We start from the raw sequence: 21281 nt of genomic DNA, 5'->3' as shown, positions 1-21281 counted from the left end.
GCCTTACGCAGAGGTCGTACGCAGAAGCGGCGCCCGCTTTCCGGCGCCCCGTCGCCGCGCGCCGGCCCGTTCTCCGCCCCTCCGGGACCGTCGGCGATCCGGTGCGGAGACGACGAAGGGCTCCCCCCGCCACACCGGCTGACGTACCGTCAGTGTTCCCGCCTCGTGCCCGCGTCCCAGTGCGTGTCCTGCCCGTTCGACGAAAACGGGGACCCATGAAACCCCAGCACATCACGGAACTGCTCGTCGGGCTCGCGGTCGTCGTGCTCCTCGCACGACTGCTCGGCGCGCTCGCCCGGAAACTCGACCAACCCGCCGTCATCGGCGAGATCCTGGCCGGCATCCTGCTCGGACCCACGCTCCTCGGCGGCGCGCTGTCCGGCCACCTCTTCCCGTCCGACGTCCGGCCGCTGCTCACCGCCCTGGCCACGGTCGGCGTCGCCGTCTTCATGTTCACCGTCGGCCTCGAGTGGGACATCGCCCAGGCCCGGGGCTCGGGCGGCTTCGCGGTCACCGTCTCGCTCAGCTCCGTCCTGCTGCCGTTCGGACTCGGCTGCGCACTCGGCGCGTACCTGCTGCGCGAGCACCCGAGCCCGAACAACACCGCGTTCGTCCTCTTCATGGGCATCGCGATGTCCATCACCGCGTTCCCCGTACTCGCCCGGATCCTCACCGAACGCGGGCTGGACCGCACCACCCTGGGAACGCTGGCGCTCGCCTGCGCCTCCATCGACGACGTCCTGGCGTGGACGGTCCTCGCCGCGGTCACCGCGATCAGCGGTGCGGCCGCGACCGGACAGTGGCACGTCCTGCTCGTCGTGCCGTACCTGCTGATCATGTTCTTCGTCGTACGGCCGCTGCTCAGGCGACTGCGGGCCGGCGACGGGGGCCTCACTCCGGCCGGATTCTCCCTCGTGGTCGCCGGGCTGCTGCTGTCCGCGGCCGCGACGGAGTGGGCGGGGCTGCACTTCATCTTCGGGGCCTTCGTCTTCGGTGCCGTCATCCCGCGCGGGCACTCGGCCCGGCTCCGCGCGAGCATCCACGAGCAGCTCGGGAACCTGAGCCAGACCCTGCTGCTGCCGGTCTTCTTCGTGACCGCGGGGCTCAACGTCGACCTGTCCGGGATCGGTGCGGCCGGCCTGGGCGAGCTCGGACTGATCCTCCTGGTGGCCATCGGCGGCAAGTTCGCCGGGGCCTTCTTCGCCGCGCGCGGCCACGGGATGCCCGCCCGGCAGTCCGCTGCGCTGGCCACCCTGATGAACACCCGCGGCCTCACCGAACTCATCGCGCTGAGCGTGGGACTGAGCCTCGGCATCCTCGACCGCGAGCTGTACTCGCTCATGGTGGTCATGGCGGTGGTCACGACGACGATGGCCGGGCCGCTGCTGCGGTGGCTGCTGCCCCGGCGGCTCGTCGAGGCCGAGGCGGCACGCGAGGCGGTCTCCGCGGAGACGCCGGTCGTGGTGCGTGAATGATCCCGGCGGAGCGGATCGCCGGACAGGACAAGGGCGGCCGCGGTGTGCGTCGCCGGGCCGCCCTTCCCTGCCGGATCCGTCCGGTGACGCGTCAGGTCCGGACGAGCCCGGACACGACCGCCCATCCGATCAGCCGGGACTTGGTCGCCGCTCCGACCCGCAGCCGCGCGTCTCTCAGGTGCTCTTCGACGGTGTTCTTCGAGATCCCCAGGCAGCGGGCCGTCTCCTTCGCGGTCAGGCCGAGAACCGCGAGCCGGACCACTTCGGTCTGCCTGGGGGTGAGTTTCGGTTCGGTGATCGGCATGTCACTCAACACCTCGCATTCGCGTCCGTCTGACGTCGGGTTGTCTGTACTTCCGTCGAGGGAGGGAGCGGCGTCAGTAGGACTCCTTCGCGTTCATGCGCGCCGGCGCGTAGCGCTCGCCCGGCCTGGCCCGGTAGTGGTCCCACCGGGCCGCGTTCCCGGTGGGTTCGTCGCCGAGGACGACCACCCTCAGGCCGGTGCGGCGCTCCGCGTAGTCGTCGACGGCGTAGTGCTGGGTGACGCGGTTGTCCCAGATCGCCACGTCGCCCGGCCGCCACCGGTAACGACAGGTGAACTGGGGCGAGGTGGCGAACTCGGTGAGGTACTGGAGCAGCGCGTCGCTCTCGTTCCTGCTGAGCTGGGCGATGTGCGAGGTGTGGGCCCGGTTGACGAACAGCGCGCGGCGGCCGGTGTCCGGATGGACCCGGACGACCGGGTGCTCCGCCCGGCTCTCCAGCCCCGGAATGCGGATGGCGTGGACGGCGGTGAGCCCGTCGAGCAGGTCGCGCAGCGGGGCGGACAGGGCCTCGTAGGCCAGGTACTGGTTGGACCACATGGTGTCGCCGCCCACACCGGGGCTGCGGACGATCTGCAGCACCGACCCGATCGGCGGGTTGGGCGAGTACGTCATGTCCGTGTGCCAGATCGGGATCTTGCCGTCCTGCTCCGAGTCGATGATCTGGATCTCCGGATGCCCGTCCAGATGGGGCAGGTACGGGTGCACCTCGAGCTCCCCGAAGCGGCGGCCGAAGGCGATCCGCGACTCGGGCGACCATCCTTCCTGGTCCGGTATGAAGAGCACCAGGTACTTCAGGAGCAGGCGGCGTAACTCGGCGAAGGCCTCGTCGTCGATGTCCTCCAGGCGAAGTCCGTGGATCTCCGCGCCGAGGGCCGCTGTCAGCGGCCGGACGTCGAAGGTCGTCTCAAGTGTGTTCGGCATCGTGTCAACCCTTCATGGATGTACGGCTGTCAGCAGCCTGTGTGGATGTCCCGCCGGCCGGTCCGCGACGGCGCGTCACCTCGCGGCGACGGCTGCACGTCTGCGGTCGGGCAGCACCCCGAGCTGGAAGAGCCGGTCCAGCGTGCCGAGCGGCCGTATGCCGAGGCCGGACATGTTGTAGGTCAGCTGGTGGCGCAGCCGACCGCTCCTCGCCGATCCGCTCAGCAGCCGCCGGCCCAGGATCCGCCCGCCCCGCGAGGTGCTGGTCATCATCCGTGCGGCGTTGTGGCTCATGCTGTGGATGTCCTTGATCCGTTCCAGGCGTTCCCCTTCGTACGCGCGCAGTGCGCCGTCGAGCGCGGCCCGGTCCCCCAGGTCCACGCCCGCCAGCCGGGAGGCCAGGGCGGCGGCGTCCCCGATGGCCGTGTTCATCCCCTGGGCCGACAGCGGATGGACACCGTGCGCCGCCTCCCCGACCAGCGCGATGCCCGGTCGCACCAGGGACGGCGCCCAGTACTGGAACACCGGCAGCAGTTGTCTGCTTCCCAGTCCCGCTTCGAGCAAGCCGGCGAGCGGGCCCAACGCCGGTACGTCCGCGACGAGTTGCCGACACCACTGGCGGAGCCGCACCTGGTCGGCCTTCCTGAGTTCGTCCGCGGCCACCTGGACGTAGACCCGGATCCGCTCGTCGGGCAGCGGATAGACCATCACCATGCCGCGGTCCGTGACGTAGGTGGAGACCTCGTCGGTGACGGGGGGTGTTCCGGCGAGCTCGAAGGAGAGGAGGCGGTGGTCGTACGCCACGGGGTCCGCGGTCATCCCGGCGAGGCGGCGCAGCCGGGAGGACCGGCCGTCCGCGGCCAGCACGGCCCGGGCGCGGATCTCGCGCCGGTCCCCGCCGCCGGTCCGTACACCGGTCACGCGGCCGTGCTCGTCCCTGAGCAGGTCCTCGACCAGGACACCGTGCTGCCGGCGGACCGTTCCGCCCAGGGCGCCTTCCAGGCACTCCAGGATCGTCACGTAGTCGTGGGACAGCAGCCAGGGACGGTCGGTGTCGAGCTGGCCGAAGTCCATGGTGAGCAGCTCGCTCCCGTCGGCGCGGCGGGCGACGAGCCGGTCGAGCCGGACCGCCCGTCTCGCCTCGAGGGCCGGCAGGACGCCCCAGCCGTGCAGGAGGTTCAGCGAGCCCGGCTGGAGGACCTCCCCCTTCGCGACCGGTGGCCGGCTCCGCTGCTTCTCCAGCAGCAGGACGTCGATGCCGTGCCGGCCGAGCGCGCAGGCCGCCGCCAGCCCGGCGACCCCGGCCCCGCAGATGACGACGTCCGCCTCGACCGGACCGTCCGGCCCGCGGTCCCCGCTCATCGCGCCTCCACTTCCGCGTGGTCGTCCGCCGCACGTGCGGCCCGATAGCTTCCGAGTGCCTTGAGGGCGAGCCCGTTCACGATCAGGCCGTCCACGTAGTAGGCGAAGTTCCTGATGTGCATGCACACCTGACCGGCCTGCCACAGCCCGTCCGGCCGCTGCGCCGCGAGGATCCAGTCGGCCGCGCGCCGCACCCGCGGGTCGTCGGCCGGCACTCCGGACGCGAGCAGCGCCCGCAGAGCCCAGGCGGTCTCCTCGACCGTCCCCGACGAGGGGTCGTCACCGAGCGTCCCCGTCTCTCCCGGTCCCCAGGAGCCGTCCTCGAGCTGGGTGCGCAGCAGGGCCTGGCGCGCGCGCCGGGCGACCGGGTGGTCACCGAGTCCGGCCCGCCCGAAGGCGACCAGGGCCATCGCGGTTCCCGGGGTGAGCCCCCGATACCACAGCGCCTCGTAGGTTCCGTCCGGGCGCTGGTGGCCGAGCAGCCAGTCCAGGGCCCGGCGGACACCGGGGTCGTGCGGGTCGGCCCCGCAGTCCAGGGCGACCTCGACGGCCTGCGCGGTGACGTAGGGGCAGGGACCGTCGTTCGGCAGGGTCGTGTCCGGGACGAAGGTGCCCCACGAGCCGGTGCGGTCCTGCCGGGACTCCAGCCAGCGGAGCCCGCGGCGCAGCGGTTCGCCGGGCTCCTGCCGTCCGGCGACGGCGAGTGCGGACAGGACGTTGGCGCTGTCCAGGAAGTTGGGCCAGCCCCGGGGGCCTTCCCAGCCCCAGCCGCCGGGCGGCGCGTCGTAGACGGGGAATCCCTGGACCTGCTGGCAGTCGCGCAGCCACTGGCGCGCCCGCACCAGGCGCTCGTCGTGGGCGTAGCCGGCGTCCGCGAGGCCGCGTGCCACGTAGGAGCCGCCGATCAGGTCGAGGCCCTGCATGATGTGCCAAGAGCCGTCCTCCCGCGCGTTGGCGCGGAGGTAGCCGACGGCGTCGGCGATCGTCGCGGCCGGGGCGCCGGCGCAGCTGAGGCCGATGCAGACCACCGCGACCAGCCAGTTGTCACCGCCGTAGCCGCCCCGGTCGTTCTCGCCGCGTTCCACCTGTGCCAGTGCGCGGAGTCCGGCCTGGCGGGCGGCGCGGTGCAGCAGCCGCCCGAGTCCGGTCGGCGGGCTGTACCGGGCCTGGATGAAGGCCATCGCGACGAACGGGGCGAGCCGGAAGGACAGCCGGCCGCGCCAGACCCGCGGGGGCAGCAGGAGCAGTTCGAGCGGGATGCGCCGTGAGCCCTCGAGTTCCTCCAGACCCGCGAGAGCGAGGAAGGTCCGGGTCATGTGGGCCATCCCGGGGTCGGTGAGGGCCCGGGTCCCGCCGAGCGAGCGCACCAGTTCCAGGGCGCGGCGTACGGGTTCCCGGTGTCCTTCCGGGTCGTTCAGGTGCAGGGCGGCGGCGGCTATCAGGGTGGGGACGAGCTGGGTGGGGGCGCCGGCCACCCCGCCCCAGCCCCCGTCGGGGTTCTGTGCCGACAGCAGCCACCGCGTTCCGCGCTCGACGAGTTCACGGGAGCGCGCCGGGTCCGCGACGCGCAGGGCGGCCACGGCTCCGGCCGTGCCCAGGACGGCCGGGGGCCGCCGGTTGGGCCAGGAGCCGTCGGAACGCTGCCGGGAGAACAAGGTCTCGGCGGCGTGGGCGATCGACGCCTCGACACGACTGTCCACAGCTGAGCACACGGGAAGTCCTTCTCCTTCTCTCTCGCCGGGTCGGAGGGTTCAGCGGGCGGTCGCGGCCCGGCCGTCGGGCGCGAACTCGTGTCCGGAGCGCATCCTGTGCTGGACGCCGAGGGTGAGGACGAGCAGCGGAACGAGGAGCCCCAGTGCCAGGGCCGGCCCGAGGCCGGGGACGAGCAGGGCGTCCGCGAGGACGATCCGTTCGGCGACCAGTACCTCGTGCGCGCGAAGGGCCGTACGCGGGGTGAGCTCCCGCCGGGGGCCGAGGACCAGCCCGAAGGCCGCGGCGCCGACCACCCCGGCGAGTAGCACCACGAGGAGGCAGACCGCCCGGTCGCGCGGTACCGCCAGGCAGCCGACCGCCGCGGTCACGAGGGCGAGGCCGTACAGCGCGGCGGCCGTCCGCCCGGCGGTCCGCAGTCCGCGGCGCACGGCGAAGGTGGCGTAGCCGCCCTCGCGGTCACCGGCGACGTCGCGGAGCGTGCCGACCAGGTTCGAGGCGGCGTCGTGGGCCCAGAACACCACGACGAACGGCAGCAGTCCGACCGGCGGGAAGTCGGCGGTCATCATGGTGCCGAAGGCGAAGGCCGCGCCGGTGAGCGCGCCGCGCACGACGTTGCCCCAGAGCCCGCGTGCCTTGAACAGGCCGTTGTAGGCCAGCGCTCCGCCGATGCCGACGGCCAGGAGCAGGATCGTCCGCCAGTTGACGGCCAGCGCGGCGGCGCAGCCGGCGGCGGCCAGGAGCGTGCCGCACAGGAGCGCCGTCCTGGGCGCCATCCGGCCCGAGGGGATGGGCCGTTGGGGCTTGCTGATGGCGTCGAGGTGCCGGTCGAGGTAGTCGCCGAGGTAGTGTGCGGCGACCCAGACGGCGGTGGGGGCGAACCAGGCGGCGAGCAGTGCCGCGTTCGCCCGCGGCTCGGCGGCCAGGGTGGCGCCCGCGAGGCCGACCAGGCCCGGGTACCAGATGGTGTAGGGCCGCCAGGTGCGCACGTGCGCGCCCAGCGTGCTGACGAGACGGTTGCCGTCCATCTCAGAAGGCGCGCCGCGAGGCGTAGTCCGCGATCTCCGCGAGCGTGTCGGCGCTCTCGCCGGCGGGCAGCAGGGAGAGGCGGTCCTTCGCGTCGTCGATCAGTCCCGTGGCCATCTGGGCGGCCGCGTCCCGGCCACCGGTGGTCCCGACGAGCTCGCGGACCAGGGCGAAGGCCTCCTCGGGAGGCAGCTCGCCGCGGAACGCCCTTTCCAGCAGGGCGCGTTCGCGGCCCGAGGCCCGCTGGTGGGCGAGCAGGACCGGGAGGGTCGGCCGGCGGTTCTCCAGATCGCTGTCCTGCGGCTTGCCGATGTACGCCGAGGCGTCGTCGAAGCCGAGGAGGTCGTCCCGGATCTGGAAGGCGATGCCGAGATTCATCCCGTACTCGCCGAGGGCACGGATCCAGTCCTGCCGGCCGGTGCCGAGGACCGCCCCGATCCGGCAGGCCGCCTCGAAGAGCACCCCGGTCTTGAGCCGCGCCACCGTCAGGTACTGGTCCACGGTGCAGTTCAGGTCCCCGACGTACTCCGCTTCCAGCAGCTGTCCGCGGCACAGGTCCACTCCGGCGCGGGCCATGACCGAGGTGACCGCCACGATGTCGGCGTCGGAGACGCCGTCGGGCCGGGAGCCGGTCAGGGCGGCGAAGGTCTCGAGGATCAGTCCGTCGCCGGCGACGATGGCGGGGGCGACGCCGAACTCGGCCTGGACGGACGGGCGTCCGCGGCGCACGTCGTCCTCGTCGATGATGTCGTCGTGGATCAGGGTGGCGACGTGCAGGTATTCGATGGCCAGGGCCAGCTTGGTGAGTTCCTCGGGGGTGCCGCCGACACATCGGGCCGACTCGAGGACGAGCAGCGGCCGGAGCAGCTTCCCGGCCGGCACCAGCGCGTACTCGGCTATCCGGCCGAGGACGTCGAGGCCGCCGCCCCAGATGCCGAGTAACTCGCGCTGTAACGGGTCGCCACCGGCCAGGAACGAGGCGAGGCCCGACGGCTTCGCGTCCCGGGTGAGGTTGTTGACGATGGTCATCGCAGGTTCCGCCCTTCGTGCGGCTTGCCGATGGTCGTGGTGAGGGTGCCGATGTCCGCGATCGTCACGTCGACGCGGCTGCCGACCGACAGCGGGCCCGATGCCGCGGGTGTGCCGGTGAGGATCACGTCGCCGGGCAGCAGGGTCATGTGCTCGCTGACCGCGGCGATCACCTCCGGCACCGGGATGAGGAGGTCGCGGGTGCTGACCCGCCGCACGGTCTCGCCGTCGAGCGTGCAGGTGATCTCGGCGTCGTCCGGGTCGAGGTCCGTGGCGAGCCAGGGGCCGAGCGGCGTGAAGCCGTCGAAGTGCTTGGCCCAGACGGGTGGGGCGGCGGCGCGGCGGGCGGAGTCGGCGGTTTCCGTGGACGGCTGCGCGTAGGCCGTGAGGTCGTTCGCGCAGGTGTAGCCGGCCACGACCCGGGAGGCCTCTTCGGCCGGGACCCGGAAGCAGCGCACGCCGATCACGACGGCGAGCTCGGCCTCGTAGGCCAGCTCCCACTCGTCTCCCGGGTGGCACACGGTGCTCCCGGAGGCTTCCAGCGAGGAGGGAGGTTTGAGGACGACCGCGCAGGAGGCGGCGCCCGCCGGGCGCCGGTCACCGGTCGCGCGGCCGTCCGGTGCGTGGTTGAGCGCCAGGCAGGCGATCTTGCTCGGCTCGGCCGGCGGCAGCAGGTCGACCTCGGCGAACGGACGTGCCGGGCCGGTGCCGGTCTCCACCCAGCGGCCGGACGACGGGTCGTACGCGACGGGGACGACGGTGCCGTCGTCGCCGTTCCGTGTGAGCCGCCCGTACTCGGGCCGGGCGACGGGTCGGTCGCGCGGGGGTCGCGAATCGATATATCGACATATGAGCATGCGAGGTCCCTTCCTTTGCGTCATCGGTACGGGCCGTACCCCGGTGCGGGAACGCGGGACGCCTCACCAGGCGACGGGCAGCTCCGGAAGGCCCAGGGTGACGTGACCGCCGCGCCAGGACAGCTCCTCGGGCCGCACCGCCGGCCGCAGGCCGGGGAAGCGCCGGAGGATCGCCGAGAACACCACGCTCAGTTCGAGCCGTGCGAGGGACGCGCCGAGACAGTGGTGGGCGCCGTGACCGAACGCGAGATGCGGGTTCAGCTGCCGCGTGAGGTCGAACCGGGCACCCTGGGCGAAGACGGTCTCGTCGCGGTTGGCCGCGTTGACGGAAACCTGCACCAGCTCACCCGCGCGCACCAGCCGCCCGCTCAGCACGACGTCCTCGGTCGCCACCTGCACCCGGTTGAGGTCGATGACGGGCTGATGGCGGAGGATCTCCTCCACCGTCGGGTCCATCAGCGAGGGGTCCTCACGGAGCCGGGCCAACTGGTCGGGATGCTGGAGGAGTCTGAGCACGCCCGCGCTGATCGCGGTCTGCGTCGTCTCCAGGCCGCCCGCGAGGATGACGATCAGCAGCGAGACGAGCTCCTCGTGGGTGAGGCGTCCCTCGTCGTCGTGGGCGCGGACCAGGGCGCCCAGCACGTCGGCGTCCGGCCGGCCGCCCTGCTTCAGGTCAGCGCGCTTCTCCTCGACCGCGCCGGCCATGTAGGAGCCGAGCTCCCGCCAGGCCACCTGATCGAGCCCGGCCGGGCCCACGGTCGTGATCCGGTCGCACCAGCCGCTCAGCCTGGCGTGGTCCGCGGCGGGAAGTCCCAGCAGCTCGCAGATGACGACGGCCGGCAGAGGGGCCGCGACATGGCGGACCAGGTCGGCGGGCGGTCCATCCCGCTCCAGGTCATCGAGAAAACGTTCCGCCATCTCCGCGACCGACGGCCTGAGTTCCTCGATCCGCCGGGCGGAGAACGCCTTGGCCACCAGGCCGCGGAGTTCCAGGTGGGGACGGCCGTCCATGTTCACGGTGCGCGTCCGGGTCCCGTCCGCGCCCGGCCCGGCCGTGGCGGCGGCCGCCGTCAGGTCCCTCGTGAAGCCCGCGCCGGAGAGGACGGTGCGCACGTCGTCGTGGCGGGTCACCAGCCAGGCGGTCCTCCCGTCCGGCAGGCGGACCCGGGAGACGGGATCCTCGCGTCGTAATCGGTCGAGTTCGGGCGGCAGTTCACCGGCGTGCTCGGCGGCGGTCGGGTAGTCGGCGACGTAATCCATGAAGGGCATTCCGATCTGCGCGCGCTCAGGAGCGAGCGCACGCCGAAGCTGGTCCACGGTGCCGGGGCACCGCACGACGCAGGTGGAAGTGGGGAGGGTCGATGGACGTGCGTCGGACAGGAAAAGGGCGGGCGACCGAAGAAATGAGGGTGATCAGCCCGGGAATGTCCATGGGGAATCGGATTGCGGCCACGGAAGCGCGACTCTGAACGCGCCCAACGGATTACCGGAAACCATGGTGAATCCCCCGTTGCTCATTGCTCCTCGGCCGTGACACCACGGCCCGGCGACGTCTGCGAGACGGTCCGGCCTGGATATGCCAGACAGTTGGATCACTTGAGGGGCCGATAGTAGCACCGGGTCTCGGCGTGACAACCCTCCGTTTTTGGCGCCGCATGTCGCCCGGTAATGCCCTCGCCGTCTTCGGAGTTGAGCTTCGGCAGGGCATGTGACGTGCTGGTTCGTGGCCGTTCTGTGGCGATCTCCACGACGGCCACGAGCGGGTGGAGCGCTGGCCGAAACGTTGCGTGGAGTGGCCACGAGTACGACGGCGCGTCCGCGGAACACGTCTGGTCCAGGCCATCCTCCGTCAGGTCCGGGACGGCGGCCGAAGGGGCGACGTGGTGCCGCCGAGCCGCTGTCGCCCGGGGAGCGCGCATGGTAACGAAGGAAGCCCCTCGTGGGTACCCCAGCAAAGTCGGGGTTGTCGATGCCGTCGGCCGCCCGGCAGGGTGCTGAAGGCTGATCAACAACCACGATTGCCGAGACGGGGGGGGAGTCGGTTCATGTCCTGGATGACCCTGCTTCTGGAGCGGGGCCGGCAGCGGTACGGCCGGCGGGTCGCGGTCCGTGACGGTGACCGGCACGCCACGTACGAGGAGTTGGACCGGCACACCGACAGCCTGGCCACGGCCTTCCTGGAGATGGGTGTCCGACGCGGCGACCGCGTCGCGGTGGTCTCGCACAACCGCCTCGAGGTCCTCGAGACGTACTTCGCCCTGGGAAAGATCGGAGCGACCGCCGTCCCCCTCCACTACGGGGCCGTCGCCGAGGAAGTGGCCGACGCGGTACGCCGGTTCGAGGTGTCGGCGGTCGTCGGCGAGCCCGGCCTTCCCGGCGTCGCCGGCGTCGGCCCGGACCTTCCCGTCCTCCTCTACGACAGTGCGGAGTACCGGCAGGCCCTCGCCCGCGACCCCGCCCTGCCGCCGGGCGACGTCCCCGACGACGCGCTGATGTTCATCCTGCAGACCTCCGCGACGACCGGCCGGGCCAAGGGCGTCTGCGTCGACCACACCTCGCTGCGGTCCGTGGCGCTCGGGTACCAGGCCGACGTCCGGCCCGGGCCCGACCAGGTGTTCCTGCACTGCGGGCCGTTGTCCCACGGGGCGATGGTCATCCCGCTCATCTACCTCGCCGCCGGCGCGACCGTCGTGCTCATGCGGATGTTCAGTCCGCAGGAGTGCGTCGCCACGATCCGCCGGGAGGGCGTGACCCACCTGTTCCTGGTCCCCGACATGCTCCGGTTCCTGCTCAGGACCCGCGGAGCCTCGTCGACGGAGCTGCCCGGCCTCCGGGAGGTCATCTACGGCGCGGCGCCCATGCCGAGGCCGCTCCTCCTCGAAGCGCACGCGAGGCTCGGCTGCGGCTTCCGGCAGATGTACGGCCTGACGGAGGCGGGCGGACCCCTGGTCACCCTGCCGCCCGAGGACCACGACTACACACCGGGCGAGGCCCGGGGACCCGCCGCGTCCATCGGCCGGGCGACCATGGGCACGGTGTTCCGCAGCGTCGACGACGAGGGGCGCCCCTCCCCCACGGGACGGATCGGCGAGCTGTGGGTCCGCAGCCCCGCCGCCATGCGCGGGTACTGGAACGACCCCGAGGCCACCGCCGAGGCGCTGCGCGACGGCTGGGTCCGCACCGGCGACCTCGGCACGGTCGACGCGGAGGGCTACATCCATCTCGCCGGCCGGGCGAAGGACGTGATCATCCGCGGCGGACAGAAGGTGTATCCGGCGGAGGTCGAGGAGGTGCTCCTCGACCACCCGGCCGTGCGCGAGGTCTGCGTGGTCGGGGTTCCGAGCGACGAGTGGGGCGAGCTCCCCGTCGCCTGCGTGGTCGTCGCCGGCCAGGACCCCCGGCTCCAGGAGGCGCTGCGGGACCTGGCCCGCCGGAAACTCGCCCGCTACAAACGCCCGGAGGAATACCGCGTCGTTCCGGAGCTGCCTCGGAACACCGCCGGAAAAATCGACCGCCGCCGACTCCTCGACGGAATGGCGGCGGAATCTTCCGGGGTTCCTGCCGTCCCTGCCGGAGGGATGAGTTCATGAAATCGGACGCAGCACGGGAACACGCCCTGATTCACCTGGAGGCGATCCTGCGGGAGGTCTGGGACGAGCACCCCGGCGACGCGGCGATCGACCGCACGCGCTCGTTCCTCGATCTCGGTGTCGATTCGCTCACGCTGATGATCCTGCTGGATCGGGTGGAAAGCGAGTTCCAGGTCGACTGGGACCCCGAAAGGCCGCCTACCGCGCGCAGTTCACTCCTTTTCCTCGCCGAATCCGTGACCGTCCGGGAGTAACACGGCACCGCGTGAACGACACGTCCGGACCGGGCGCCCGACACCTGCCTCCCCCACCAGCAGAGGAATTCTCGTGGAACGCGTTCACTTCGCCGTCGCCGGGCCCCGACCGCCGCACGACGCACCGCACCGCGTCGCCGGACACGACTTCCGCTCCCTGATGAGCTCGTTCCCCACGGGTGTGGCCGTCGTGACGAGCACCGGGAGGGACGGAGCGCCCCGAGGCGTCACCTGTTCCTCGCTCAGCAGCGTCGCCCTCGATCCGCCGACCCTCCTCGTCTGCCTGAAGACCCACGGCAGCACCCTGGACGCGGTCCGGGCGCGCGAGTGGTTCGCGGTGAACCTGCTGCACGCACGGGCACGCGCCGCCGCGGAGGCCTTCTCGTCCCCTGTCGCGGACCGGTTCGCGCACGTCCGCTGGCGGCCGACGGACACGGCGGGGCTTCCGTGGCTGCACGAGGACGCCCTCGCCGTCGCGGAATGCGCCCTCACCGGACTGTACGCCGTCGGCGACCACACGGTCGTCCTCGGCGAGGTGGCGGGCATGGAGCTCCGGCCGGACGTACCGCTGCTCTACGGCCTGCGGCGGTTCTCGGCGTGGCCGGCCGGCCCCGGACCCGCCGCCTGAGACCCACCACCGACCAGAGCGCCGATCAACCCGAGGGGAATGCCGCGATGACCGCAACCGAGCCCGGTCTCGGACTGGCCGAGCAGTCCGGCGACGTCGAGTCGACCCTGGACTGGTTCCGGCGGATGAGGGAGGAAGCCCCCGTCAGCCACGACGAGGGAAGCGGAGTGTGGCACGTCTTCCGGTACGCGGACGCGGAACGGATCCTGGCCGACTCGGTCGCGTTCTCGTCCGACTTCAGTGATCTCACGCCCTCCCAGGAGGACGTCGACCTCTTCTCCCGCGGCAATCTCATCCGCAAGGACCCGCCGGACCACCGCAAGCTGCGCGCCCTCGTCGGCAAGGCGTTCACTCCGCGGGTCGTGGCCCGGCTCGAACCCCGCATCACCGAGATCGCCGGCGAACTCCTCGACGCCGTGAAGGGCGCGGACCGGATCGAGGTGATCTCGGACCTGGCCTATCCCCTGCCGGTCATCGTCATCACCGAGCTCCTCGGCATCCCCGCCGAGGACCGCGCCACCTTCCGGCGCTGGGCCGAGGCCCTGGTGTCGCCGAGCGGCGGGGGCGGCGGACTCATCCCGAACGAGCAGCGCGTCCGGTCCATGGCCGCGGTGATGCGCGAGATGAACCCGTACTGCCTGGAACACATCCGCTCGCGCCGCGCCCGGCCCAAGGACGACCTGATCAGTGCCCTCGCGGCGGCGGAGGTGGACGGCCAGCGCCTCGCGGACGAGGAGATGGTCGGCTTCGTCAGCCTGCTGCTGCTCGCCGGCCACATCACCACCACCGTGCTGCTCGGCAATGCCGTACTGTGCCTGGGGGAACACCCGGAGGCCGTCGCCGCCCTGCGTGCGGACAGGTCCCGGCTCCCCACGGCCATCGAGGAAGTGCTCCGCTACCGCGCGCCGCTGGCTCCGATGACGCGACGCACCACCCGGGACGTCGAGGCCGGCGGACACACCATCCCGGCGGGCGAGATCGTCGTCACCTGGCTCTCCTCGGCCAACCGGGACGAGCGGGTCTTCACCGACCCGGACCGCTTCGACTTCCGCCGCAAGCCCAACCCCCACCTCAGCTTCGGGCACGGCATCCACTTCTGCGTCGGGGCTCCGCTGGCCCGGCTCGAGACCCGTGTCGCCCTGGAGCTGATGCTCGACCGCTGGAGCGGGTTCTCGGCCGGTCCGGACGTCGAGTTCCACGACGCACGGGGGATCTTCGGCCCCAGGCGGCTCCCCCTCCGCGTGCACTGGGCCTGAACCAGAGAGAAAGGACGAAACGTTCATGGCGACGACCGCCGCCACAACCGAACACGTGATCGAGGTGCCGGGTGCGCGACTCTGCTACGAGACCAGCGGAGCGGGACCCCTGCTCCTGCTGATCGGCGCGCCCATGGGCAGCAGGGGCTTCGCCACGATCACCCCGCTCCTCGCCGAACACTTCAGCGTCGTCACCTACGACCCCCGCGGCTTCCTGCGGAGCACCGCCGAGGACCCCGACGCGGAGGTGACGCTCGACCTGCTGACCGACGACGTCCACCGGCTGCTGACGGCGCTGGGTGACGCGCCGGCCTATGTCTTCGGCAGCAGCGGCGGGGCCTCGATCGCGCTGGACCTGCTCACCCGGCACCCCGGGCAGGTGCGCGCCCTGGTGGCACACGAGGCCCCGCTCGTCGAACTGCTGCCGGACGCCGCCGAGTTGCGCGCGGCGCTGCGGGACGTCTGCGAGACGTACACCGGACAGGGCCGCAACGAGGGCCTGAAGAAGTACGCCGCGCTGACCGGCGTCGAGCGGTTCTCCCGGCCGCCCGGAGGCGGGCGCCACGAGGTCACCGACTTCGAGTCGTTCACTCCGCCGGCCGACGTACGGGCCATCCTCGACCGGTTCTTCGCGCACGTCCTCCGTCCCACGGCGCTCTACCGCCCCGACCTGTCCGCGCTGCGGGCGGCGTCCGCCCGCATCGTGGTGGGCGGCGGAACGGAGTCCAAGGGACAGCTCTCCCACCGGTCCGCGACCGCGCTCGCCGGGGAACTCGGCACCGGGCTCGTCGACTTCCCCGGGGACCACACGGGCTTCCAGGGCGAGCCGGAACCCTTCGTCCGGCTGCTGCGCCAGGTGCTCACGGAAACGGCCTGAGCCCAGGCGGTGTCATCGACCGAGTACTGCACCTGGAGTGACTCATGACCGATCTGACCTACTCGGAGTACCTGCAGGTCGACACCCTGCTGTCACTCCAGAACCCGCGTTCGTCGGGTACGGCCGACCGCTCGGTGGTGCTGGCCGAGCACTTCTTCATCGTCGCGCACCAGTCGTGCGAGCTGTGGCTCAAGCAGCTGGTCGCCGATCTCGAGGCCGTGGTGGACACCCTCGCCTCCCCGTCCGGCGCGGAGCGCCTCGAGCCGACCGTGGAACTGCTGCAGCGGTCCGGCGGTCTGCTCCGCGTGCTGCACGAGCAGGTCCTCGTACTGGAACGGCTGCCGCTGCGGGACTTCGCAGAGTTCCGCCCGCTCCTCGGCACCGCGAGCGGGGCACAGTCCGAGCAGTTCGCCGTGCTCGCCCGGCTGATCGGCGACGACCGGCGCCGGGGCGCTCTGTACGAGGCGTTCGTGGCCGCCGCGGCGCGCTCGGGCCTCTCGGTGACGCAGGTGTGCCGACAGGGCGCCGAGGCGGGCGTCCTGCACCGGATCGCCGAGGCGCTGCTCGACGTCGGCGACGGGCTGTGGCGGTGGAAGGTCGCCCATCTCGGCCTGATGTCCCGGATGGTCGGCGGCGAGCAGGGCACCGGCGGCACCAGCGGCATCGACCACCTGCTGCGCCGGATCACCCTGCCGTTCCGCGAACTCCGCGTCCACCGCGGTGAGTCGCACGCGTCCGAGCTGGCCGGCAGCACGGGCTGAGACGTCCCTTCGTCCACGGAAGACCAAGGTGAGGATTCATGATCTCCAGTGTGGTGATCGTCGGCGGCGGTACGGCGGGATGGATGACCGCCACCTATCTCAAGGCCGCCCTCGGCGAACGGATCGACGTGACGCTCGTCGAGTCCAGGAACGTCTCGACGATCGGCGTGGGCGAGGCCACGTTCAGCACCGTGCGGCACTTCTTCCGGTTCCTCGGCCTGGCCGAGCACGAGTGGATGCCGGAGTGCCACGCCTCGTACAAGCTCGCGATCCGCTTCGAGAACTGGCGCGAGAAGGGGCACTACTTCTACCACCCGTTCGAGCGCCCGCGGGTCGTGAACGGCTACTCGCTCGCCGACTGGTGGCTGCACCTGAGGCCGGGCGACCGGTTCGACCGGGACGCCTCCGTGCTGGCCGCGCTGTGCGACGCCAAGGCGTCGCCGAAGTACCTGGACGGCACCGTCTTCGAGCAGGACTTCCTCACGGGCGAGGGTGATCCGCGCGCGACGCCGCCCGGCCAGTCCACCCAGTTCCCCTACGCGTACCACTTCGACGCCACCCTGCTGGCGCGCTTCCTCACCCGGTTCGGGGTCGAGCGCGGCGTCCGGCACGTGCTCGACGACGTGCTCGACGTGCGCCTCGACGAGGACGGATCCATCAGGAACGTGCTCACCAAGGAACACGGGGAGCTCACGGGTGACCTCTTCGTCGACTGCACCGGGTTCCGCGGCCTCCTCCTGAACAAGGCCCTGGGCGTGCCGTTCGTCTCCTACCAGGACAGCCTCCCCAACGACAGTGCGGTGGCCCTGCGCGTACCCGTGGACGTGGCGAGGCGAGGCATGCGGCCGTGCACCACGGCCACGGCCCAGGACGCCGGCTGGATCTGGACGATCCCGCTGCTCGACCGGCTCGGCACCGGCTACGTCTACGCCAGCGACTACTGCTCGCCGGAGGAGGCCGAGAAGACCCTGCGGGACTTCGTCGGCCCCGCCGCCGACGACCTGACCGCCAACCACATCCGGATGAGGATCGGCCGCAGCGCCCGGTCGTGGGCGAAGAACTGCGTGGCGATCGGGCTGTCCAGCGGATTCGTCGAACCGCTCGAGTCCACGGGCATCTTCTTCATCCAGAACGGCATCGAGCAGCTCGTCCGGCACCTCCCCGACGGACGGGACGACGAGCGGCTGCGCGAGGCGTACAACCGGCAGGTCGGACGCGTCATGGACGGCGTACGGGAGTTCCTCGTCCTCCACTACTACGCCGCCGCGCGCGACGACAACCAGTACTGGCGGGACGCCAAGACGCGCCGTATCCCCGACGGCCTCGCCGAGCGCATCGAGCAGTGGCGCACGAAGCTCCCCGACGAGGACTCAGTGTACCCCTCCTTCCACGGCTTCGAGCCGTACTCGTACACCGCCATGCTCCTGGGACTCGGCGGCCTGGAGACCCGGTCGCTCCCGGTGCTCTCACGGCTCGACGGGACCGACGCGCTGAAGGAGTTCGCACGGGTGCGGCAGCAGGCGGACACCCTGACCGCCCGGCTGCCCAGCCAGTACGCCTACCTGGCGCACCAGCACGAGGCCGCCGCGGCCCGTACGCCGGCCTGATGGCGCGCCGTGGAGGAGGCTGGTGGGACGGCTGGCTGCGGTGGCTGCAGCCGGGACTGGTGGCCTACGGCATGTTCTGGGGCCTGACCCCGCCGACCGAATGGCTCACGGAGGGGCAGGCGCACCCGCCCCGCCGGTCCCCGCGGCCCGGGGCCGCCCCCGCGCCCGGCCATCCGGAGCGGCTCGTCCCGCACGTGCGGCCCTCACCGGCCGAGCAGGCCCTGTGGCGGCAGCTCACCTCCGGCCCTCCCGGAGTGCCGAAGACCGGTCACGCCGACCGGCTGCCCTGACCGCCCCGTCGGCAGCACGGTGCCGGGTGGTGAAGACGTTTCCCGTGAGAGAAGAGATCCGATGACAACTCAGCTCACCTCCGGTCCCCGTTCGGGGACCGGTCCCGACAAACAGGTCGCGCTGGCCCGGCCGAGAGGCTTCTGCGCGGGCGTGCGCCGCGCCATCGGCATCGTCGAGCGGGCCCTGGACCTGCACGGCGCGCCGGTCTACGTGCGCAAGGAGATCGTCCACAACCACTACGTCGTCTCCGAGCTGGAGAAGCGGGGCGCGCGCTTCGTCGACAGCGAGGACGAGGTGCCGGAGGGTGCCCTGTGCGTGTTCTCGGCGCACGGCGTCTCGCCCGCGGTCCGCGCCAGGGCCGCCGAACGGCGCCTGGAAGTCATCGACGCGACCTGTCCGCTCGTCGCCAAGGTGCACCAGGAGGCGCTGCGCTTCTCCCGCGACGGGCGCGTCATCCTGCTGGTCGGGCACGCGGGTCACGAGGAGGTCGAAGGCGTCCGCGGCGAGGCGCCCGAGCGCACCCTGGTGGTCGAGACGACCGAGGACGTACGGCGGCTCGACCTGGCCGACGACACGCCGGTGGCCTACCTCACCCAGACCACCCTGTCGTTCGACGAGACCGCGCGCGTCGTCGAAGCGCTGCGGCACCGGTTCCACGACATCGTCGGCCCGCACGACGACGACATCTGCTACGCCAGCCAGAACCGGCAGAACGCGGTCAAGGAGCTGGCCGGCCGCACCGACCTGGTCCTGGTCGTCGGCTCGCGCAACTCCAGCAACTCGCTGCGCATGGTCGAGGTGGCCCGGGAGCACGGTACCGCCGCCCACCTGGTCCCGGACGTCACCGAGCTGGACGAGCGGTGGCTGGAAGGGGCGTCACGGGTCGGCATCAGCTCGGGTGCCAGCGCCCCGGAGATCCTGGTGGGCGAACTCGTCGACCGGCTGGCCTCGCTCGGCTACACCGACGTCGAGGTCCAGGAAGGCGCCGAGGAGGACGTCGTGTTCTCCATCCCGGGGCGCCTGGCCGACCCGGTCACCGGCAGGACGCCGCGCACCCCCCTCGCCGACGAGGTGGGCTGATGTCGACCGTGACGGACGCCCGTACGGCGGGACTTCAGCACCCGGCGGTCGCCGGGGGCCACGCCGTGCCGGCCCTCGACGAACTCGGCGGACCGGCCGGCCTGAAGGCCCTGTCCCCCGACGCGGCGCGCCGGCTCGCGGAGGACATCCGCCGGTCCCTGGTCGACACCGTCACCAGGACGGGCGGTCACCTCGGCCCCAACCTGGGCGTCGTCGAGCTCTCCATCGCGCTGCACCGCGTCTTCGACTCCCCGAGGGACCGGATCCTCTGGGACACCGGGCACCAGACCTACGTGCACAAGATCCTCACGGGCCGCGCCGCGGGCTTCGACGCCCTGCGGCAGGCCGGCGGCCTCTCCGGCTACCCGTCCCGGCAGGAGTCCGAGCACGACGTCATCGAGAACTCGCACGCCTCGACCGTGCTGTCCTGGGCCGACGGCCTCGCCCGGGCCCACCGTCTGCGCGGCGTCACCGACCACGTGGTGGCGGTGATCGGCGACGGGGCGCTGACCGGCGGCATGGCCTGGGAAGCGCTCAACAACATCGGGGCGGCGCGGGACCGGCCGGTGATCGTCGTGCTCAACGACAACACCCGGTCCTACGCCCCCACCGTCGGCGCACTGGCCGGACACCTGGCGGCGCTGCGCGGCCCCGAGCCGCCGCGGGCCCTGTTCGAACAACTCGGGCTGGCCTATCTGGGGCCCGTCGACGGGCACGACATCGCCGCGCTCGAGGAGGCACTGCACGGCGCGGCGGCCCTCCGCCGGCCGGTCGTGCTGCACTGCGTCACCGAGAAGGGCCGCGGTCACGCCCCGGCCGAGCAGGACGAGGCGGACAGGTTCCACGCCGTCCGCGCCCGGACCGCGTCCGGGGCGTCCGGGGCGTCCGGCGGTCGGTCGCCCTCGTGGACCTCCGTCTTCGGTGAGGCACTGGCCGAACTCGGGGAGACGCGACCGGACATCGTGGCGATCACGGCCGCGATGCTCGAACCGACGGGGCTGGGCACCTTCGCCGGCCGGTACCCGGACCGCACGGTCGACGTCGGGATCGCCGAGCAGCACGCGGTGACCGCGGCGGCGGGCCTGGCCTTCGGGGGCCTGCACCCGGTGGTGGCGCTGTACGCGACCTTCCTCAACCGGGCCTTCGACCAGCTCCTGCTGGACACGGCTCTGCACCGGGCCGCGGTGACCTTCGTGCTCGACCGTGCCGGGGTGACCGGCGACGACGGCCCCTCCCACCACGGCATGTGGGACCTGTCGCTGCTCCAGCTCGTGCCCCGCCTGCGGGTGGCCGCGCCCCGGGACGCCGCGACCCTGCGGCGGGCCCTGGGGGAAGCGGTCTCCGTGCACGACGGGCCCACCGCGGTGCGCTTCCCCAAGGGCAGCACCGGTGCCGACGTCCCGGCGGTCGAGAGCGTGGGCGGCGTGGACGTCCTGCGGCGTGGCGAGCGGGCGGACGTCCTCCTCGTCTCCGTCGGGGCCATGGCTCACGCGTGCGCGGACGCGGCCGAACGGCTGACCGGGCAGGGTCTCGGAGTCACCGTCGTCGACCCCCGCTGGGTCAAGCCCGTCCCGCCCGCCGTGGTCGAGCTCGGTCTGCGTCACCGGCTCGTCGTCACCGTCGAGGACGGCGGCCGGGCCGGAGGCGCCGGGCAGGCGATCGCCCAGGCGATCAGCGACGCCGGAGCGCCGACGCCCGTCCACACCCTCGGTCTGCCGCAGGACTTCCTCGAACACGGCACACGGGCGGAGGTCCTGGCGCGGTGCGGCCTGACCGGGGAGGGCATCGCACGCGCCGTGACCGAACTGCCTCATCCCGGCGGACCGATGGCGGTCCCGGCCCGCGGGCGCCGTTCGTGACCACTCGACAGCAGGTTCCGACAGCAGTCCCGCCGGCGGTTCCGACACCAGATCCGCCAGCGGATCCGACAGCGGTTCCGACAGCGGTTCCGACGACAGTGAGGAGCACGACCATGAGGAGCACGGAGTGATGCCGGTCTCTCTCGGTGTCCCGTCTGTTCCGACCCGGCTCGCCGAGCGGCGCAAGAGCCGCCAGATCCAGGTCGGCTCGGTGGCCGTCGGCGGCGATGCCCCGGTGTCGGTGCAGTCGATGACCACCACCCGCACCTCCGACATCGGTGCCACGCTCCAGCAGATCGCCGAGCTGACCGCCTCCGGCTGCCAGATCGTGCGCGTGGCCTGCCCCACCCAGGACGACGCCGACGCGCTGGCGAC

20 protein-coding genes are annotated in these 21281 nt (G+C 72.2%); 12 read left to right on the top strand and 8 right to left on the bottom strand.

Annotated features, from left to right (window positions below):
* Window positions 1–215: 215 nt before the first annotated feature.
* Window positions 216–1475 (top strand): cation:proton antiporter, encoded by a 1260-nt coding sequence (locus ACFWJO_RS28210; RefSeq protein ID WP_386869549.1) that lies wholly within the window; start codon window positions 216–218, stop codon window positions 1473–1475.
* 91 nt (window positions 1476–1566) lie between these two features.
* On the opposite strand, the gene ACFWJO_RS28205 is transcribed toward ACFWJO_RS28210, so the two are convergent.
* From ACFWJO_RS28205 to ACFWJO_RS28170, 8 genes are all read right to left on the bottom strand, one after another.
* Window positions 1567–1779, bottom strand: a complete 213-nt coding sequence (locus ACFWJO_RS28205; protein ID WP_386869547.1) for a LuxR C-terminal-related transcriptional regulator — start codon at window positions 1777–1779, stop codon at window positions 1567–1569.
* Window positions 1780–1852: 73 nt separating this feature from the next.
* Window positions 1853–2719, bottom strand: coding sequence for a TauD/TfdA dioxygenase family protein (locus ACFWJO_RS28200; RefSeq protein ID WP_386869545.1), 867 nt, complete (start codon window positions 2717–2719; stop codon window positions 1853–1855).
* Window positions 2720–2794: 75 nt separating this feature from the next.
* On the bottom strand, window positions 2795–4081 hold the full coding sequence (locus tag ACFWJO_RS28195) for an FAD-dependent oxidoreductase (RefSeq protein ID WP_386869543.1): 1287 nt from the start codon (window positions 4079–4081) through the stop codon (window positions 2795–2797).
* On the bottom strand, window positions 4078–5793 hold the full coding sequence (locus ACFWJO_RS28190; RefSeq protein ID WP_386869541.1) for a prenyltransferase/squalene oxidase repeat-containing protein: 1716 nt from the start codon (window positions 5791–5793) through the stop codon (window positions 4078–4080). Before ACFWJO_RS28190 ends, ACFWJO_RS28195 begins: the two co-directional genes overlap by 4 nt.
* Before the next feature lie 39 nt (window positions 5794–5832).
* Window positions 5833–6819 (bottom strand): UbiA family prenyltransferase, encoded by a 987-nt coding sequence (locus ACFWJO_RS28185; protein ID WP_386869539.1) that lies wholly within the window; start codon window positions 6817–6819, stop codon window positions 5833–5835.
* Window position 6820: 1 nt separating this feature from the next.
* Complete coding sequence (locus tag ACFWJO_RS28180; protein WP_386869537.1) at window positions 6821–7846, bottom strand: polyprenyl synthetase family protein; 1026 nt, start codon at window positions 7844–7846, stop codon at window positions 6821–6823.
* Entirely contained in the window at window positions 7843–8703 is an 861-nt protein-coding gene (locus ACFWJO_RS28175) for a fumarylacetoacetate hydrolase family protein (RefSeq protein ID WP_386869535.1), read from the bottom strand. The genes ACFWJO_RS28180 and ACFWJO_RS28175 overlap by 4 nt, the downstream gene beginning before the upstream one ends.
* Before the next feature lie 63 nt (window positions 8704–8766).
* Complete coding sequence (locus ACFWJO_RS28170) at window positions 8767–9963, bottom strand: cytochrome P450 (RefSeq protein WP_386869533.1); 1197 nt, start codon at window positions 9961–9963, stop codon at window positions 8767–8769.
* Window positions 9964–10748: 785 nt separating this feature from the next.
* Here ACFWJO_RS28170 and ACFWJO_RS28165 point away from each other — a divergent pair.
* The 11 genes from ACFWJO_RS28165 to ACFWJO_RS28115 all read left to right on the top strand — a co-directional run.
* Entirely contained in the window at window positions 10749–12293 is a 1545-nt protein-coding gene (locus tag ACFWJO_RS28165; protein ID WP_386869531.1) for a class I adenylate-forming enzyme family protein, read from the top strand.
* Complete coding sequence (locus ACFWJO_RS28160; protein ID WP_386869529.1) at window positions 12290–12547, top strand: acyl carrier protein; 258 nt, start codon at window positions 12290–12292, stop codon at window positions 12545–12547. Before ACFWJO_RS28165 ends, ACFWJO_RS28160 begins: the two co-directional genes overlap by 4 nt.
* A 73-nt stretch (window positions 12548–12620) precedes the next feature.
* Window positions 12621–13175, top strand: a complete 555-nt coding sequence (locus ACFWJO_RS28155; protein WP_386869527.1) for a flavin reductase family protein — start codon at window positions 12621–12623, stop codon at window positions 13173–13175.
* 47 nt (window positions 13176–13222) lie between these two features.
* A complete protein-coding gene (locus ACFWJO_RS28150) occupies window positions 13223–14431 on the top strand; it encodes a cytochrome P450 (protein WP_386869525.1) in 1209 nt (402 codons plus the stop codon).
* 25 nt (window positions 14432–14456) lie between these two features.
* Window positions 14457–15308, top strand: a complete 852-nt coding sequence (locus tag ACFWJO_RS28145; RefSeq protein WP_386869523.1) for an alpha/beta fold hydrolase — start codon at window positions 14457–14459, stop codon at window positions 15306–15308.
* A gap of 44 nt (window positions 15309–15352) precedes the next feature.
* A complete protein-coding gene (locus ACFWJO_RS28140) occupies window positions 15353–16069 on the top strand; it encodes a tryptophan 2,3-dioxygenase family protein (RefSeq protein WP_386869521.1) in 717 nt (238 codons plus the stop codon).
* 38 nt (window positions 16070–16107) lie between these two features.
* Entirely contained in the window at window positions 16108–17676 is a 1569-nt protein-coding gene (locus ACFWJO_RS28135; protein ID WP_386869519.1) for a tryptophan halogenase family protein, read from the top strand.
* Window positions 17676–17966: a DUF6059 family protein gene (locus ACFWJO_RS28130; protein ID WP_386869517.1), complete on the top strand. Its 291-nt coding sequence runs from the start codon at window positions 17676–17678 to the stop codon at window positions 17964–17966. The genes ACFWJO_RS28135 and ACFWJO_RS28130 overlap by 1 nt, the downstream gene beginning before the upstream one ends.
* A gap of 61 nt (window positions 17967–18027) precedes the next feature.
* Window positions 18028–19047 (top strand): 4-hydroxy-3-methylbut-2-enyl diphosphate reductase, encoded by a 1020-nt coding sequence (locus ACFWJO_RS28125; protein WP_386869515.1) that lies wholly within the window; start codon window positions 18028–18030, stop codon window positions 19045–19047.
* A 65-nt stretch (window positions 19048–19112) separates the two neighbouring features.
* Window positions 19113–20906, top strand: a complete 1794-nt coding sequence (locus ACFWJO_RS28120) for a 1-deoxy-D-xylulose-5-phosphate synthase (RefSeq protein WP_386869646.1) — start codon at window positions 19113–19115, stop codon at window positions 20904–20906.
* Window positions 20907–21033: 127 nt separating this feature from the next.
* Window positions 21034–21281 (top strand): flavodoxin-dependent (E)-4-hydroxy-3-methylbut-2-enyl-diphosphate synthase (locus ACFWJO_RS28115; RefSeq protein ID WP_386869513.1); only part of this gene is annotated, 248 nt, incomplete at its 3' end.

Origin of the sequence: Streptomyces sp. NPDC127092, from assembly GCF_042722475.1 — a bacterium.
In the GTDB taxonomy this organism is placed as follows: Bacteria; Actinomycetota; Actinomycetes; order Streptomycetales; family Streptomycetaceae; genus Streptomyces.
The sequence above is the reverse complement of the archived record's forward strand: the minus strand, read 5'-3'. Positions and strand labels throughout refer to the sequence as shown.